The sequence below is a fragment of the Streptomyces sp. NPDC104226 genome (genome assembly GCF_055584085.1).
This window is the reverse complement of sequence record NZ_JBVJMS010000007.1, coordinates 92,618-107,169: the sequence shown is the minus strand read 5'-3', so window position 1 is coordinate 107,169 and position 14,552 is coordinate 92,618. Positions and strand designations below refer to the sequence as shown.

Here is a 14,552-nt window from a genome sequence, read left to right as displayed (position 1 = left end):
ATAAGAGCCGGATGAGAACACGAACTCACAGGTGGAGCACAGGAATACGCACAGACGGACGGCGGGGAGCCCCCTGGTCGGGGCTCCCCGCCGTCCGTCTCGGCTGCGTCGGGGTTCGGCTGTGGCGCCGGCGGGTCAGACGGCCGAGCCGGCCTTCCAGTCCGCCCAGTTCATGTTCCAGCCGTTGAGGCCGTTGTCCGGCTTGATCGTCTTGTCCGGGGAGTTGACGACCGTGACGACGTCTCCGATGAGGGAGTTGTCGTAGAACCAGGCCGCGGGCTGGTTCGGGTCGTTCGCGCCCTTGACGTCGTTCAGGCCGACGCAGCCGTGGCTGGTGTTGGCGCTGCCGAAGACCGAGTCCGGGCCCCAGTAGTTGCCGTGCACGAAGGTGCCGGAGGTGGACAGGCGCATCGCGTGCGGCACGTCCTTGATGTCGTACTCGCCCTTGCCGTCGTCGTCCGTGAAGCCGACGGTGGCGCCGTTCATCCGGGTCTCCTTGAACTTCTCGGAGATCACCATCTGACCGTTGTAGGTCGGGTTCTGCGGGGAGCCCGCCGAGATCGGGATGGTCCTGAGGACCGCGCCGTCCCGGGTGACCGTCATCTTCTTGGTCTTCGCGTCGACCGTGGTGACCTGGCTCCGGCCGATCTTGAAGGTGACGGTCTTGCTCTGCACGCCCTGGATGCCCGGCCCGCCCTGGACCCCGTCCAGCGCCAGCTTCAGGGTGACGGTGGAACCGGCCTGCCAGTACTTCTCCGGGCGGAAGTCCAGCCGCTGCGTGCTGAACCAGTGGCCCACGACCTCCTGGCCGCTGCTGGAGGTGACCGTGATGCCCGCCTGGACGGCCTTCTTGTCCTTGATGGACTTGTCGAAGGTGATCGAGACCGGCATGCCCACGCCGACGGTCTGGCCCTCGTCCGGGATGAAGGAGCCCACGAAGCTGTTCTGCGGGGAGACGGTGGTGAAGGAGGCGTTCTCGTGTGCCTCGCGGCCCGCCTCGTCCTTCGCGGTCGCCGACAGCGCGTACTTGGTGGAGCGCTTCAGCGCGCCGTCCGGCTTCCAGCTCTTCCCGTCGGCGGCTATCTTGCCCGGCACCGCCGTGCCCTCGGAGCTCTTCAGCTCGACCTGGGTGAGCGTGCCCTCACTGACGGCGACGTTGGCCGCGTCGTTCAGGCCGACGTTGGTGGCGCCGTCCTTGGGCGTGATGGCTATCTTGGCCTTGGAGGCGTCCTTGGCCGCAGCCGCGTCCACGTCCGCCTGGGACTCGGCCGACGCTTCCCCGTTGCCCTTCGGCGCGGCGCCGCCGCCCTTGTCGTCGCCGCCGCATCCCGCCAGCACCAGTACGCCGCCGAGTACGGCGGATATGGCCACCAGGGACCTTCTCCGCCGCTTGCTGTCCGTCCTCACACGCCACTCCATCGTTGCCGGAACCCCGAACTCCCCGGGCAGGGGGCATGACCCCCCTGCCTCGTCCTGACAACGCATTACACCCCGAGGTGCTGCCCCATTCCGTTCGAATGTGGTCAACCCCACCGTCAGGCGTTGTCAGTCTCTTCGTCGAGCTCCCCATCTTCCTCGTCGAGGTCCCACTCCATGGACTCGGGGTCGTATTCCACGGGCTCGCTGCTCCAGGAGGCCTGTGCGAGCTCCACGCCGGGGATCTCCGCGACCAGGTCAGTGGGGTCCACCAGGTAGGCCAGGGCCTCCGACTCGTCCTCCCGGACGGCCGCCTCGGCGTGGCCGCGCTCCTCGTCCGGCATGAACTCGTCGGCCTTGATGTGCGCGAGGGCGGCTCCGGTGAGCGCGTCGACGTCCGGCACTTCAAGTACCAAATCGACCCGAAGGCGTACGTATCGTGAGGTCTCAGAAGGGTTCATACGACGGAGAGTAATCCCGTGGCGGCCCCGACTTTCCCACGACCCGCCCCTTTCCGTAGCATCACCGCACGGGGCCAATTCGCTGCTGCCACAAGGGGGATCGCACCGTGTCCGCACGTCGATCAACACTCACCGCTCTCGGAGCGACCACCCTCCTCGCCGTCCTGTGGTTCGTCCCCTCGGCCAACGCCACCGCGCCCGAGCACGCGAAGGCCGCCTCCGGCGCGCCCGCCGCCGCGAACACCCAGGTCCAGGCCGCCTCCGCGGCCGCGCCCACCCTCGAGCTCGCCGACACGGGCGGCGTGGACACCACGCCCTACCTGCTCGGAGGCACGCTCTTCCTGAGCGCGGGCGCCGGCTTCGTGGCCTTCTCCGTACGCCGGTCGCGCTCCGCGTAGCGGTACCGCTCCACGCGAACGGGTGCGGCCCCGGGGACATCCCCGGGGCCGCACCCGTTCATCCGTTCATCTGTTCATCGAGCTCTCAGGCGAGCGGCCCGGTGACGGTCTCCACGGCGTCCACGAGCGCACCCGACCGAACGAAGGCGTCCGCGGCGGCCAGGTCGGGCGCGAGGAAACGGTCCGGCCCGGGACCCTCCACACCCGCCGCGCGCGCCGCCGCGATGGCGGCCCGGCTGGCCGGCGCCGGGGTCAGCCCGTGCCGCAGCTCGATGGCACGGGTGGCCGCGTACAGCTCGATCGCGACGATCCGGGTGAGGTTGTCGACGGCGGTACGGAGCTTGCGCGCGGCCGACCAGCCCATCGAGACGTGGTCCTCCTGCATGGCGGAGGAGGGGATCGAGTCGGCGGAGGCGGGAACCGCGAGCCGCTTCATCTCGCTCACCAGGGCGGCCTGCGTGTACTGGGCGATCATGAGCCCGGAGTCCACGCCGGCGTCGTCCGCGAGGAACGGCGGCAGGCCGTGGCTGCGGTTCTTGTCGAGGAGGCGGTCGGTGCGCCGCTCGGCGATCGACCCGAGGTCGGCGGCCGCGATCGCGAGGAAGTCGAGCACGTACGCGACCGGGGCGCCGTGGAAGTTGCCGTTGGACTCGACCCGGCCGTCGGGCAGCACCACCGGGTTGTCGACGGCGGCGGCCAGCTCCCTGGACGCCACGAGGGCGGCGTGCGCCATGGTGTCGCGGCCCGCGCCGGCGACCTGCGGGGCGCAGCGCACGGAGTAGGCGTCCTGGACGCGCGGGGCGGACTCCTCCTGGAAGTGCCCGGTCAGGCCGGAGTCCTTCAGGACGGCGGCCATGTTGGCGGCGGAGGCGCCCTGGCCCGGGTGCGGGCGGATGGCGTGCAGCTCGGGCTGGAGCACCTTCTCGGTGCCGAGCAGTGCCTCCAGGGTCAGCGCGGCGGTGATGTCGGCCGACTTGTAGAGCCTGTCGAGGTCGGCGAGGGCCATGCACAGCATGCCGAGCATGCCGTCGGTGCCGTTGAGGAGGGCGAGGCCCTCCTTCTCGCGGAGCTCGACGGGCTCGATCCCGGCCTCGGCGAGCAGCTCGCCGGCGGGGCGGACGGTCCCGTCGGGGCCCTCCGCGTCACCCTCGCCCATGAGCGCGAGCGCGCAGTGGGAGAGCGGCGCGAGGTCTCCGGAGCATCCCAGCGAGCCGTACTCGTGCACGACGGGGGTGATCCCGGCGTTGAGCACGTCGGCCATCGTCTGCGCGACGGACGGGCGGACGCCGGTGTGCCCGGAGGCGACGGTCTTCAGCCGCAGGAACATCAGCGCCCGCACGACCTCGCGCTCGACGCGCGGGCCCATGCCGGCGGCGTGCGAGCGGACGATGTTGCGCTGGAGCTGCGCGCGCAGCTCGGGGCTGATGTGCCGGGAGGCGAGCGCCCCGAACCCGGTGGACACCCCGTAGACGGGCTCGGGCTTCGCGGCGAGCGCGTCCACGATCTCGCGGGCCCGCCCGAGCGCGGCCACAGCCTCGCCGGAGAGCTCGACACGGGCGTTGCCGCGGGCGACGGCGATCACGTCTTCGGCGGTGGTCCCGGACGTTCCCACCACGACAGTGTGCATATCCATATTCAGCACCCTACGGACTGAATCTCTCCATGTCACCCCTTCCCCACCCCCTCCCGACCGGGGCCCGTTGACCGGGCACGGCCAGGTCGCCCCTGTGGGGCGAGGTCCCCCGCAGCACCCGTTGCCCGCCGCGCGGGGCGAGGCCCGCGCAGCACCCGTCCCCCGCCGCGCGGGGCGCGAGGTCCCCGCAGCACCCCTTGCCCGCTGCGCGGGCTGTGAGGTCCCCTACCCGCCCTCCGCCCGTTCCCCGAGGCTGCGCCCCGGACCCGCTGCCGGCGGAGCCGGCCACACCCAGCCCCGCCCTCGTTGGAGGCGCGGGGTCCGGGGCGGAGCCCCAGCGTCCACGCCCTCTTCCCGGGCTGCGCCCCGGACCCGTTGCCGGCCGAGCCGGCTACATCCAGCCCCGCCGGCGTTTGAGGCGCGGGGTCCGGGCGGCGCCCGGGGAACGGTGGAAGGGCGGGTAGGGGACCTCGCCCCGCAGGGCAAGCCGCCACGGGTCGCAGCGCCGACACCCCCGCTTGGGGGCCTCACCCGCCTGCGGCCCGCCCGGGGCCTGCCCGGGGGCGCCGCCCACCCGGGGCCGGGGCCGGACCCGCCCGAGGCGCCACCCGCCCGGAGCCGGGGGCCGGGCCGGCCCGGGCCCCGTTACGCGCGCCCGCGGAAGCGGCGGCGTTCGCCCGGGTCGCCGGGGTCCGCGTCGGCGAGGCGGACGACCGCCGTGTCCCGCCCCGCGACCACCGGCTTCGCCGACCGCGCCGCCTTCGCCTTGTACTGCGCCGCATCGGCCAGCCGGAACAGCCGCCGGGAGGATTTCACCGGCCCGATCGGGTCCCCCGTGGAGGCGACGCCGCAGGCGACCCCCTCCCCCAGCTCCAGCTCGGCGGCCCGCAGGCACACCTCCTCGCTGACCCGTACCACCTCGTCCGCCGAAGGCCCCACGCTGACCAGGCAGAACTCGTCCCCGCCCAGCCGCGCCACCAGCGCACCCGGCAGCATCGCCCCGCACAGGCTGAGCACGGAGCCGAACCGTTCCAGCAGCCGGTCGCCCATCGCGTGGCCGAGGGTGTCGTTGACCTTCTTCAGGCCGTTCAGGTCGCAGACGACCAGACTCACCACGACCTCCGCACCACCGCGCCGGTGCTCCTCCAGCGCCTCGTCGAGCCGCATGTCCACGGCCCGCCGGTTGGCCAGCCCGGTCAGCGGGTCGGTGAAGGCGAGCCGCCGGGCCTCCTCCAGCCGGTCGCTCTGCGCCAGCCCGGCGGCGATCACCGCCGCGAGGACCTCCCCGAACTCCGCGTCGTCCTCGTCGAAGTCCGCCATGCCCTCGTCCCGGGCCACGTACAGCTCTCCCCAGGCCCGCCCGCTCAGCACGATCGGAGCCACCACGCACGTGCCCCGCCCGCGCCGCCGCAGCGCCTCGCCCCGGCGTCCCGGCCGGTCGCCGACCGCGCTGTCCACCCAGGCGTGGGGTCCGCCACCGCCGACCCAGCGCTCGTGCAGGAACTGGGTGATCTCGGGGAAGTCGTGCACGGGGTAGGACTCGTCCTCGGGGAACTCCTCCTCCCCGTCCCGGCGCTCCCCCTCGTTCACGAGCACCCGCAGGCGCCCCCGCTCCCGCTCCCACGCGGAGATCGCGGCGAACGAGCCGTCCATCGCCAGCCTCGCCCCGCGCGCGGCGGCCCGCACGCTGTCCCGCGGCGTGCACGCGGCAGCCATGGCCTGCGCGAGGCCCACAACGGCTCGAAGCCGCCCGTCAACACCCATTACCCCAGGTTAGGGAGTTTTGTCCGATTTAGTGATAATTGGCGCGACATTCGGTGGCATCAAGATCACACCGGGTCACGATCACACCCCGGGCCACTCCGGCTTCCGCTTCTCGTTGAACGCCGCCACGCCCTCGGCCCGGTCCCCCGAGAAGGCCACCGTCCGCCACGCCGCGTCCTCGATCTCCAGCCCGGCCGCCAGGTCCATGCCGTGCCCGAGCCGCAGCGCCCGCTTGGCCGCCCGCAGCCCGACCGGGGAGTTCGCCGCCATCGCCGCCGCCATCGCCAGCGCGGCCTCGCGGTCCGCCCCCGCCGGCACCACCGAGTCCACCAGGCCCAGGGCCAGCGCATCGGCGGCCTCCACGCGCCGCGCGGTGAAGATCAGCTCCGCCGCCCGCGCCGCCCCCACGCGCCTCGGCAGCAGCTGCGTGCCGCCGCCGCCCGGGATCACCCCGACCGACACCTCGGGCAGCCCGACGACGGCCGTCGCGTCGGCCACGATGACATCGCACGCGAGGGCCAGCTCGAAGCCGCCGCCCAGCGCGAACCCGTGCACCGCCGCGACCACCGGCATCGGAAGCTCCAGGACTCCCCCGTACGCCCCCCGCGTGGTCGGCCGCTGCCGCAGCAGCTCGGCGTCCGAGAAGGAGTTCCGCTCCTTGAGGTCCGCGCCCACGCAGAACGCCTTCTCGGCGGTCGAGGAGAGCACGACGACCCGTACCGACGGGTCCGCGCCCAGCGCCGCGCACGCGGCGCCGATGCACCGCGCCATCTCGGTCGACACGGCGTTCATGGCCTTGGGCCGGTCCAGGACCAGCTCGGCGACGTGCCCGTCGCCCGCACGCCGTACCGCGACGAACTCCCCGAAGCGCTGCTCCGACATCTCTGCGACCCTCCCGCGTTAACGACCGTTATCAACGGACTCTAGCGCGCGGAGCAGCCCGGCAGGAGGCCTCGGGCCGGCCAATCCCGGGCACGGCCGCCGGGCGGCCGCGGGCGCGTCAAGCGGGGGTCTTGGGGCTCCGGCGGGTCAGCGACCAGGGTTCCACCACGCCGAGGCCGCGGACCGGGCGCTGGAACATCGGCTGGAGCGCGAAGCGGTAGGTGCCGCCGCCCTCCTCGTTCTCCGCCTCCTTCTCCGAGACCGGCGCCGCTCCCGTGCGGCCCAGCTCCTCGGCCATGGCGCCGTCCACCAGGACCGCGTCCTTCGGCGCTATGGAGGTCAGCCGCGAGGCCAGGTTCACCGTGGTCCCGAAGACGTCGCCCATCCGGGTGGTCACCGTCCCGAAGGCGATGCCCACGCGCAGCTCGGGCATCTGCGGATCGGCTTCCATCGTCTCGATCAGCCGCAGCGCGATCTCCGCCGCCGTGGCCGCGTCGTCGGCGCAGTACAGCACCTCGTCGCCCAGCGTCTTGATCAGCCGGCCGCCGTGCGCCGCCACCAGGTCCGCGGAGGTCGTCTCGAAGGACTCGACCAGCTCGCCGAGCTCCTCCTCCTCCAGCCGCCGGGTCAGGCGGGTGAAGCCCACCAGGTCGGCGAAGCCCACCGCGAGGCGCCGGTCGACCATCTCCTCGTCGTCCGCGACCTGCACGACCCGCCCGGTCGCGGCCGCGAGCTGGCGCCGCCACACGTAGACGAGGAACTCCTCCAGCTCCGGCAGCAGCAGCTCGACCAGCGGGTACGTGACCTCCGTACGGGTCATCCCCGGCTCCGGCGGCTCCGTCAGCCCCTCCAGGAAGGAGTCGATCTGCCACTCCGCGAGCCGGGCCGTGGTCTGCCCGGTGGACCGCGCCACCTGGACCGCCATCGGCTCGCTCAGCAGCCCGGCCTCGACGAGGCCGGCGAGCCGGCGCAGCGCCAGTACGTCGGCCTCCGTCAGGGCCCTGGCCTGGCCGATGTCCGCGAAGCCCATGGCCCGCCAGAAGCGGGAGGCGAGCTCCATCGAGACCCCGGCGCTGCGGGCCGCCTGGAAGGGCGTGTACCGGCGCTCGGCGCCCAGGATCAACTGCTCCAGGCGGATGGCCAGCGGGTCGGCCGTCGGGTGCGCCGTGTGGTCGACCTCGTGGTGGGGGGTGTGCTGCTCGCGCCCGATCGGGGTCGTGTGGACTCCGGAACCGGCCGGGCCGCCCGCACCGCCCGTCGCCGTTGCGGGGGCGGGCGCGCTGGACTGAGGGTCGTCGACGGTCAAGGGCCGCCTCCTGTCCATTGCCGTGCGCACTGCCGAACCGGGTGATCACCGCGAGGACCGGGATCGCCTAAACCATACGGCAGGTGTGCCGTAGCTCACTCCCCTACTCCGTCACCCGGGGCGGTCCCCCGCGGGCTACCGCACGGAGCGCAGATGGACGACGTCCCCTGCCCCCACGGCCTCGTGCTTGTCCTCCGGCGTCCGTACGACGAGCCGTCCGTCGGCGTCCACCGCTTCGGCCGTCCCGGTGAGCGTGCGCCCGCCCGGCAGCTCGGCGCGCACGTGCTTGCCGAGGGTCGCGCAGCCCGCCGCGTACGTCTCCTGCAGACCGCTGGCCGCCGGGTCGCCGCCGGCCTCCCGCCAGTTCCCGTACCACTGCTCCAGGGAGCGCAGTACGGCCTTGAGCAGCGGGTCCCGGTCGGTGACGGTGGCCTTGGCCAGCGCCAGCGACCCGGCGCTGTCCACCGGCAGCTCGGCGTCGGTCAGCGTCACGTTGAGCCCGATCCCGAGGACGACACCGTCGGCCACGCGCTCGGCGAGGATCCCGCCGGTCTTGCGCTCCTCCCCGTCCACGGTGACCAGCAGGTCGTTGGGCCACTTGAGGGAGGTGTCGACGCCCGCCGCGCGCGAGAGCCCGGTGGCGGTGGCCACCCCGGCCAGCAGCGTCAGCCAGCCCCACCGCTCCTGCGGCACCGCGGGTCCGGGCTTCAGGAGTACGGAGAAGAACAGTCCCGACCGCGCGGGCGCGACCCAGCTCCGGTCGAGCCGGCCCCGTCCGGCGGTCTGCTCCTCGGCGACGAGCACGGCCCCCTCGGGCAGCTCCGCGGCCCGTGCGGCGAGATCGCTGTTGGTGGACCCGGTGGACCCCACCACCTCCAGCGAGCTCCACAGTCCTTCGCCGGTCACGAGGGCCCGCTGCAGCGCGGCCACGTTCAGGGGCGGCCGGTCCAGACTCGACCAACGGCCCGCGGAAGCTCCGGTCGAAGCCCCGCCTGATGCATCTGATGGCGTCATGCAACCCAGATTAGGTGTGTCAAACGCCGCACCGCCGAGCGCCATGCCCGCCGATACGCTACGCACCAGTAGCTAGTAAAAACCAAGTAAGTCACCAGGCAGTTGACACCACGCAGGGAGCCGCGACCCCGATGTCACAACCGTCAGAGCCGATCGACATGCACACCACCGCGGGGAAGATCGCGGATCTGCAGCGCCGCGTCGAGGAAGCCACGCACGCCGGCTCAGGGCGGGCAGTGGAAAAGCAGCACGCCAAGGGCAAGCTGACGGCGCGTGAGCGGGTGGCCCTGCTGCTGGACGAGGGGTCCTTCGTCGAGCTGGACGAGTTCGCCCGGCACCGGTCGACGAACTTCGGGCTGGAGAAGACCCGCCCCTACGGCGACGGCGTCGTCACCGGCTACGGGACCGTCGACGGGCGGCCCGTCGCCCTGTTCTCGCAGGACTTCACCGTCTTCGGCGGGGCCCTCGGCGAGGTCTACGGCCAGAAGATCATGAAGGTCATGGACTTCGCGCTGAAGACCGGCTGCCCGCTGATCGGCATCAACGACTCCGGCGGCGCCCGCATCCAGGAGGGCGTCAGCGCGCTGGGCATGTACGGCGAGATCTTCCGCCGCAACGTCCACGCCTCCGGCGTGATCCCGCAGATCAGCCTGGTCGTGGGCCCGTGCGCCGGCGGGGCCGTGTACTCCCCCGCGATCACCGACTTCACGGTCATGGTCGACCAGACCTCGCACATGTTCATCACCGGCCCGGACGTCATCAAGACCGTCACCGGTGAGGACGTCGGCTTCGAGGAGCTGGGCGGGGCGCGCACGCACAACAGCACGTCCGGCGTCGCGCACCACATGGCGGGCGACGAGAAGGACGCCATCGAGTACGTCAAGTCGCTGCTGTCCTACCTCCCGTCGAACAACCTCTCCGAGCCCCCGGCCTTCCCCGAGGAGGCCGACACCGAGGTCTCCGAGACCGACCGCGAGCTCGACGTGCTGATCCCGGACAGCGCGAACCAGCCGTACGACATGCACAAGGTGATCGAGCACGTGCTCGACGACGCGGAGTTCCTGGAGACCCAGTCGCTCTTCGCGCCGAACATCCTCACCGGCTTCGGCCGCGTCGAGGGGCACCCGGTCGGGGTCGTCGCCAACCAGCCGATGCAGTTCGCCGGCTGCCTGGACATCGACGCCTCCGAGAAGGCCGCGCGCTTCGTGCGGACCTGCGACGCCTTCAACATCCCGGTGCTGACGTTCGTCGACGTCCCGGGCTTCCTGCCGGGCACCGACCAGGAGTACAACGGAATCATCCGGCGCGGCGCCAAGCTGATCTACGCCTACGCCGAGGCCACCGTCCCCCTGATCACCGTCATCACCCGCAAGGCCTTCGGCGGGGCCTACGACGTCATGGGCTCCAAGCACCTGGGCGCCGACCTCAACCTCGCCTGGCCCACGGCCCAGATCGCCGTCATGGGCGCGCAGGGCGCGGTCAACATCCTGCACCGGCGCGCGATCGCCGAAGCGGAGGAGGCCGGCACCGCCGACGAGACCCGGGCGCGGCTCATCACCGAGTACGAGGACGCGCTGCTGAACCCGTACACGGCCGCCGAGCGCGGGTACATCGACGCGGTGACCATGCCGTCCGAGACCCGGGCGCACGTGGTGAAGGGGCTGCGGCAGCTGCGCACCAAGCGCGAGTCCCTGCCCCCGAAGAAGCACGGCAACATCCCGCTCTAGCCGTCACGAGGAGCTCACAGTGGTGATCAAGGTCGTCAAGGGGAACCCGACCCCGGAGGAGCTGGCCGCCGCACTGGCGGTGGTCCGAGCGCGCGCGGCGGCCCTCGCGTCGGCGCCGTCGGGCGCGGAGCGGGTGGCCGACGCGTGGGCGGCGCCGGGCCGGGTGGCCCGGCGGACCCTGCCGCGCCCGGGGCCGGGCGCGTGGGGCCGCACGTACTGGCCCGCGTAGGACGCGGGCGCAGTCGCTGTCCATGAAGATGGCGTGAACTGCCCGTGGCGCCTGAGTACCCGTACTCAGGCGCCACAGGAGTGCTCGGGGCCAGGATCGGGGCATGCTCTGGTCAGACCCGAAGAACGAGCCGCCGAAGGACATGCGCGACGCCGAGGCGATGGTCCGGCGGATGACGGTGATCGTCGTCATCGCGATGGTCGTCGTGGTGTACGTGCTGGGCGTGGGCGGGTTCTAGTGCCGTTGCCGGTCACGGCGTAGGGCCGCGGCCACCCGTGGGGCGCCCCTACGATGGCAGGCATGACTGCTGCCCCCGGCCACGCCCTCGTCCTCGCCTCCGCCTCGCCCGCCCGGCTGAACCTGCTGCGGCAGGCCGGGCTCTCCCCGCACGTGATCGTGAGCGGCTTCGACGAGGACACCGTCACCGCGGACTCCCCCGCCGAGCTGGCGCTCGCGCTGGCCGAGGCGAAGGCGGCCGTCGTGGCGGCCCTGGACGAGGCCGCGGGCGCCCTGGTGATCGGCTGCGACTCCGTGCTGGAGCTGGACGGCGAGGCGCTGGGCAAGCCGGCGGACGCCGAGGAGGCCACGGCCCGCTGGAAGTCGATGCGCGGGCGCGCCGGGGTGCTGCGCACCGGGCACTGCGTCATCGACACGGCGAGCGGTGCGAAGGTTTCGGCCACGGCGTCGACGACGGTCCGCTTCGGCGAGCCGACGGACGCGGAGGTCGCGGCGTACGTGGCGAGCGGCGAACCGCTGCACGTGGCGGGGGCGTTCACCCTGGACGGGCTGTCGGCCCCGTTCATCGAGGGCATCGACGGGGATCACGGCAACGTGATCGGCATCTCCATGCCGCTGCTGCGCTCCCTGCTGGCCGAACTGGGCGTGTCCATCACGGACTTGTGGGCTTGACGTCCCCGAGCTTCCCGAAGTCCCCGAAGTCCGCGAGCGGGTGACCCGGCAGCGCGTCCCGGACCTCCGGTGCGCCGTCCGGCCCGCCGTCGGGCCCGCCGAAGCCGTCAGAGGGCCCGCCGAAGCCGCCCTGGGGGCCGCTGGAGCCCCCCGCTGGGCCTCCGGCGCCCTCGCCGGCCCCGCCCGCGCCCTTGGCCGCGTAGAGCGTCAGGCTCAGCACCAGCAGGCAGAGGATCAGCATCATCACCGCGAAGGCGCCCCAGCCGACCAGGCCGACGACGAGGGCGCCGAGCAGTCCGTGGGTGACGGCGGCGCTGATGAGGAGCACGCGGGCGAAGGAACCCGGGGCCCGGTCTCGGACGGCGGCGACGACGAGGAACACGGCGCAGGCGAGCAGGAACAGGGCCATGCCGGCGCCGAGCGCGTAGGTTGCCTTGGACATGACATCCGGATCTGCGCCCGCGATGGACATCGACTGGTTCTCGGTGGTCCGGCCCAGGACGAGGTGGACGAAGCCGAGCACCGCCGCCTCCACGACGAGTACGACCGCGGTCGCTCCGGCCACGGATCTCCGCAGCACCACGCCACCCACGCCACTCACACCAGCCACGACGCCCCCACCCCGCACGCACAAGCCCGTTCGACGCCTGGAGGCTACTAACGGGTAAACCTTCGGACAAGGGGCCGGAGCCGCTTCGTTACGGCCGGGCTGCCACAGGGCGACCCGCCGGTGCCGACGCCACGCCCGGGCGGGGAATGCATGGGCCGTTCGTAGGGATTCGACAAAGAATCACCCTGGGCCGCTGACCCGGGGAACAGAGACCCCGGACACACGGCAGGGTTACTGTGCAGTCGGGGATCCCCCTGACATGGGGCGCCACAAGGGTTTTATCGACTCGGGATCCACTCGGATCACAGTCCGTGTGGGCAAGGTCACCACCGGGGAAGGGTCGAAAGGCCGTGTGGGCTGTCCCTAAACTCAGCTTGTTTCAAGGAGGGAGCCATCGTGCGCAAGGTGCTCATCGCCAACCGTGGCGAAATCGCTGTCCGCGTTGCTCGGGCCTGCCGGGATGCCGGGATCGCGAGCGTAGCCGTCTACGCCGATCCGGACCGGGACGCCCTGCACGTCCGCGCGGCCGACGAAGCTTTCGCGTTGGGCGGTGACACCCCGGCCGCGAGCTACCTGGACATTTCCAAGATCCTGCAGGCCGCAGCCGACTCCGGTGCGGACGCCATCCATCCCGGATACGGCTTCCTGTCCGAGAACGCCGAGTTCGCGCAGGCCGTCATCGACGCGGGCCTGATCTGGATCGGCCCGCCGCCGCAGGCCATCCGCGACCTGGGCGACAAGGTCGCCGCCCGGCACATCGCGCTGCGCGCCGGTGCGCCGCTGGTGGCCGGCACGCCCGACCCGGTCTCCGGTTCGGACGAGGTCGTCGCCTTCGCCAAGGAGCACGGCCTGCCCATCGCGATCAAGGCCGCCTTCGGTGGCGGCGGTCGCGGCCTGAAGGTCGCCCGGACCCTCGAAGAGGTCCCGGAGCTCTACGACTCCGCCGTCCGCGAGGCCGTGGCCGCCTTCGGCCGCGGCGAGTGCTTCGTCGAGCAGTACCTCGACAAGCCGCGGCACGTGGAGACCCAGTGCCTGGCCGACTCCCACGGCAACGTGGTCGTCGTCTCCACCCGTGACTGCTCGCTGCAGCGCCGCCACCAGAAGCTGGTGGAGGAGGCCCCGGCGCCGTTCCTGACGGAGGCCCAGAACGCCGAGCTGTACGCGGCGTCGAAGGCGATCCTGAAGGAGGCCGGCTACGTCGGCGCCGGCACGGTGGAGTTCCTGGTCTCCGCCGACGGCCTGATCTCCTTCCTGGAGGTCAACACCCGTCTGCAGGTCGAGCACCCGGTCACCGAAGAGGTCACCGGCCTCGACCTGGTCCGCGAGATGTTCCGCATCGCGGACGGCGAGGAGCTCGGCTACGGGGACCCGGTCCTGCGCGGTCACTCCTTCGAGTTCCGCATCAACGGCGAGGACCCGGGCCGCGGCTTCCTGCCCGCCCCCGGTACGGTCACCAAGTTCGAGCCGCCGACCGGCCCGGGCGTCCGCCTGGACGCGGGCGTCGAGTCCGGCTCGGTCATCGGCCCGGCCTGGGACTCCCTGCTCGCCAAGCTCATCGTCACGGGTGCCACCCGCGAGCAGGCCCTGCAGCGGGCGGCGCGCGCGCTGGCGGAGTTCAACGTCGAGGGCATGGCCACGGCCATCCCGTTCCACCGTGCGGTCGTCGTCGACCCGGCCTTCACGTCCGACCCGTTCACGATCCACACCCGCTGGATCGAGACCGAGTTCGTCAACGAGATCCCGGCCTTCGCGGTTCCCGCCGCGGAAGACGCCGAGGACGAGCCGGGCCGCGAGACCGTGGTCGTGGAGGTCGGCGGCAAGCGCCTGGAGGTCTCCCTCCCGTCCTCGCTGGGCATGACCCTGGCCCGTACGGCGGCCGCGGGCGGCGCGAAGCCCAAGCGCCGCGCGGCCAAGAAGTCCGGCCCCGCCGCTTCCGGCGACACCCTGGCCTCGCCCATGCAGGGCACGATCGTGAAGGTCGCGGTCGAGGAGGGCCAGCAGGTCAACGAGGGCGACCTGATCGTGGTCCTCGAGGCCATGAAGATGGAGCAGCCGCTGAACGCGCACCGCTCGGGCACGATCGTGGGCCTCGCGGCGGAGGTCGGCGCGTCGCTCACCTCGGGCGCGGCGATCTGCGAAATCAAGGACTGACGTCCTCGGCCGGGCGTCCGGGGCTCCCGCCCCGGACCCCGGCCCGGGCTGC

At 72.4% G+C, this 14,552-nt stretch carries 14 protein-coding genes; 6 read left to right on the top strand and 8 right to left on the bottom strand.

The annotated features are described in order from the left end of the window. Window positions 1–135: 135 nt before the first annotated feature. Together ACZ60J_RS22525 and ACZ60J_RS22520 are read right to left on the bottom strand one after the other, a co-directional pair. The gene (locus tag ACZ60J_RS22525) at window positions 136–1,419 is read right to left on the bottom strand and encodes a L,D-transpeptidase (protein ID WP_469684296.1); all 1,284 of its coding nucleotides are present in this window, start codon (window positions 1,417–1,419) and stop codon (window positions 136–138) included. Window positions 1,420–1,535: 116 nt separating this feature from the next. After that, a complete protein-coding gene (locus ACZ60J_RS22520) occupies window positions 1,536–1,820 on the bottom strand; it encodes a hypothetical protein (protein WP_243340602.1) in 285 nt (94 codons plus the stop codon). Window positions 1,821–1,984: 164 nt separating this feature from the next. Between ACZ60J_RS22520 and ACZ60J_RS22515 the strand changes: the two genes are divergently transcribed. After that, window positions 1,985–2,275 carry a hypothetical protein gene (locus tag ACZ60J_RS22515; protein WP_469684294.1) on the top strand — a complete coding sequence of 97 codons (291 nt, stop codon included), beginning with the start codon at window positions 1,985–1,987 and terminating at the stop codon, window positions 2,273–2,275. An 85-nt stretch (window positions 2,276–2,360) separates the two neighbouring features. On the opposite strand, the gene hutH is transcribed toward ACZ60J_RS22515, so the two are convergent. The 5 genes from hutH to ACZ60J_RS22490 all read right to left on the bottom strand — a co-directional run bounded on the left by hutH (window position 2,361) and on the right by ACZ60J_RS22490 (window position 8,874). Continuing rightward, window positions 2,361–3,902, bottom strand: coding sequence for a histidine ammonia-lyase (gene hutH / locus ACZ60J_RS22510; RefSeq protein WP_469684865.1), 1,542 nt, complete (start codon window positions 3,900–3,902; stop codon window positions 2,361–2,363). A gap of 651 nt (window positions 3,903–4,553) precedes the next feature. After that, window positions 4,554–5,672, bottom strand: a complete 1,119-nt coding sequence (locus ACZ60J_RS22505) for a GGDEF domain-containing protein (RefSeq protein WP_469684292.1) — start codon at window positions 5,670–5,672, stop codon at window positions 4,554–4,556. Between the two features lie 81 nt (window positions 5,673–5,753). Further along, on the bottom strand, window positions 5,754–6,554 hold the full coding sequence (locus ACZ60J_RS22500) for an enoyl-CoA hydratase/isomerase family protein (protein WP_469684290.1): 801 nt from the start codon (window positions 6,552–6,554) through the stop codon (window positions 5,754–5,756). A 118-nt stretch (window positions 6,555–6,672) separates the two neighbouring features. After that, window positions 6,673–7,860, bottom strand: coding sequence for an adenylate/guanylate cyclase domain-containing protein (locus ACZ60J_RS22495; RefSeq protein ID WP_469684288.1), 1,188 nt, complete (start codon window positions 7,858–7,860; stop codon window positions 6,673–6,675). A gap of 135 nt (window positions 7,861–7,995) precedes the next feature. Next, the gene (locus ACZ60J_RS22490; RefSeq protein WP_469684286.1) at window positions 7,996–8,874 is read right to left on the bottom strand and encodes a biotin--[acetyl-CoA-carboxylase] ligase; all 879 of its coding nucleotides are present in this window, start codon (window positions 8,872–8,874) and stop codon (window positions 7,996–7,998) included. Between the two features lie 131 nt (window positions 8,875–9,005). Between ACZ60J_RS22490 and ACZ60J_RS22485 the strand changes: the two genes are divergently transcribed. The 4 genes from ACZ60J_RS22485 (at window position 9,006) to ACZ60J_RS22470 (ending at window position 11,739) form a co-directional block, all read left to right on the top strand. Beyond that, a complete protein-coding gene (locus ACZ60J_RS22485) occupies window positions 9,006–10,601 on the top strand; it encodes an acyl-CoA carboxylase subunit beta (RefSeq protein WP_254382561.1) in 1,596 nt (531 codons plus the stop codon). 19 nt (window positions 10,602–10,620) lie between these two features. Further along, window positions 10,621–10,830, top strand: coding sequence for an acyl-CoA carboxylase epsilon subunit (locus ACZ60J_RS22480; RefSeq protein ID WP_469684284.1), 210 nt, complete (start codon window positions 10,621–10,623; stop codon window positions 10,828–10,830). A 103-nt stretch (window positions 10,831–10,933) separates the two neighbouring features. Continuing rightward, on the top strand, window positions 10,934–11,068 hold the full coding sequence (gene mmpB / locus ACZ60J_RS22475) for a morphogenic membrane protein MmpB (protein WP_266880764.1): 135 nt from the start codon (window positions 10,934–10,936) through the stop codon (window positions 11,066–11,068). A gap of 62 nt (window positions 11,069–11,130) precedes the next feature. Continuing rightward, window positions 11,131–11,739 (top strand): Maf family protein, encoded by a 609-nt coding sequence (locus ACZ60J_RS22470; protein ID WP_469684281.1) that lies wholly within the window; start codon window positions 11,131–11,133, stop codon window positions 11,737–11,739. On the opposite strand, the gene ACZ60J_RS22465 is transcribed toward ACZ60J_RS22470, so the two are convergent. Continuing rightward, window positions 11,720–12,304, bottom strand: a complete 585-nt coding sequence (locus ACZ60J_RS22465; protein ID WP_469684279.1) for a hypothetical protein — start codon at window positions 12,302–12,304, stop codon at window positions 11,720–11,722. The genes ACZ60J_RS22470 and ACZ60J_RS22465 overlap by 20 nt on opposite strands. 441 nt (window positions 12,305–12,745) lie before the next feature. On the opposite strand from ACZ60J_RS22465, the gene ACZ60J_RS22460 reads away from it, so the two are divergent. Then, window positions 12,746–14,500, top strand: coding sequence for an acetyl/propionyl/methylcrotonyl-CoA carboxylase subunit alpha (locus tag ACZ60J_RS22460; RefSeq protein WP_469684278.1), 1,755 nt, complete (start codon window positions 12,746–12,748; stop codon window positions 14,498–14,500). The last annotated feature ends 52 nt before the right edge of the window (window positions 14,501–14,552 follow it).

Coding starts and splice junctions, on each gene's coding strand:
- ACZ60J_RS22525 (WP_469684296.1), bottom strand. CDS start 1,419: ATGGAGTGGCGTGTGAGGACGGACAGCAAGCGGCGGAGAAGGTCCCTG.
- hutH (WP_469684865.1), bottom strand. CDS start 3,902: ATGCACACTGTCGTGGTGGGAACGTCCGGGACCACCGCCGAAGACGTG.
- ACZ60J_RS22505 (WP_469684292.1), bottom strand. CDS start 5,672: ATGGGTGTTGACGGGCGGCTTCGAGCCGTTGTGGGCCTCGCGCAGGCC.
- ACZ60J_RS22500 (WP_469684290.1), bottom strand. CDS start 6,554: ATGTCGGAGCAGCGCTTCGGGGAGTTCGTCGCGGTACGGCGTGCGGGC.
- ACZ60J_RS22490 (WP_469684286.1), bottom strand. CDS start 8,874: ATGACGCCATCAGATGCATCAGGCGGGGCTTCGACCGGAGCTTCCGCG.
- ACZ60J_RS22485 (WP_254382561.1), top strand. CDS start 9,006: ATGTCACAACCGTCAGAGCCGATCGACATGCACACCACCGCGGGGAAG.
- mmpB (WP_266880764.1), top strand. CDS start 10,934: ATGCTCTGGTCAGACCCGAAGAACGAGCCGCCGAAGGACATGCGCGAC.
- ACZ60J_RS22470 (WP_469684281.1), top strand. CDS start 11,131: ATGACTGCTGCCCCCGGCCACGCCCTCGTCCTCGCCTCCGCCTCGCCC.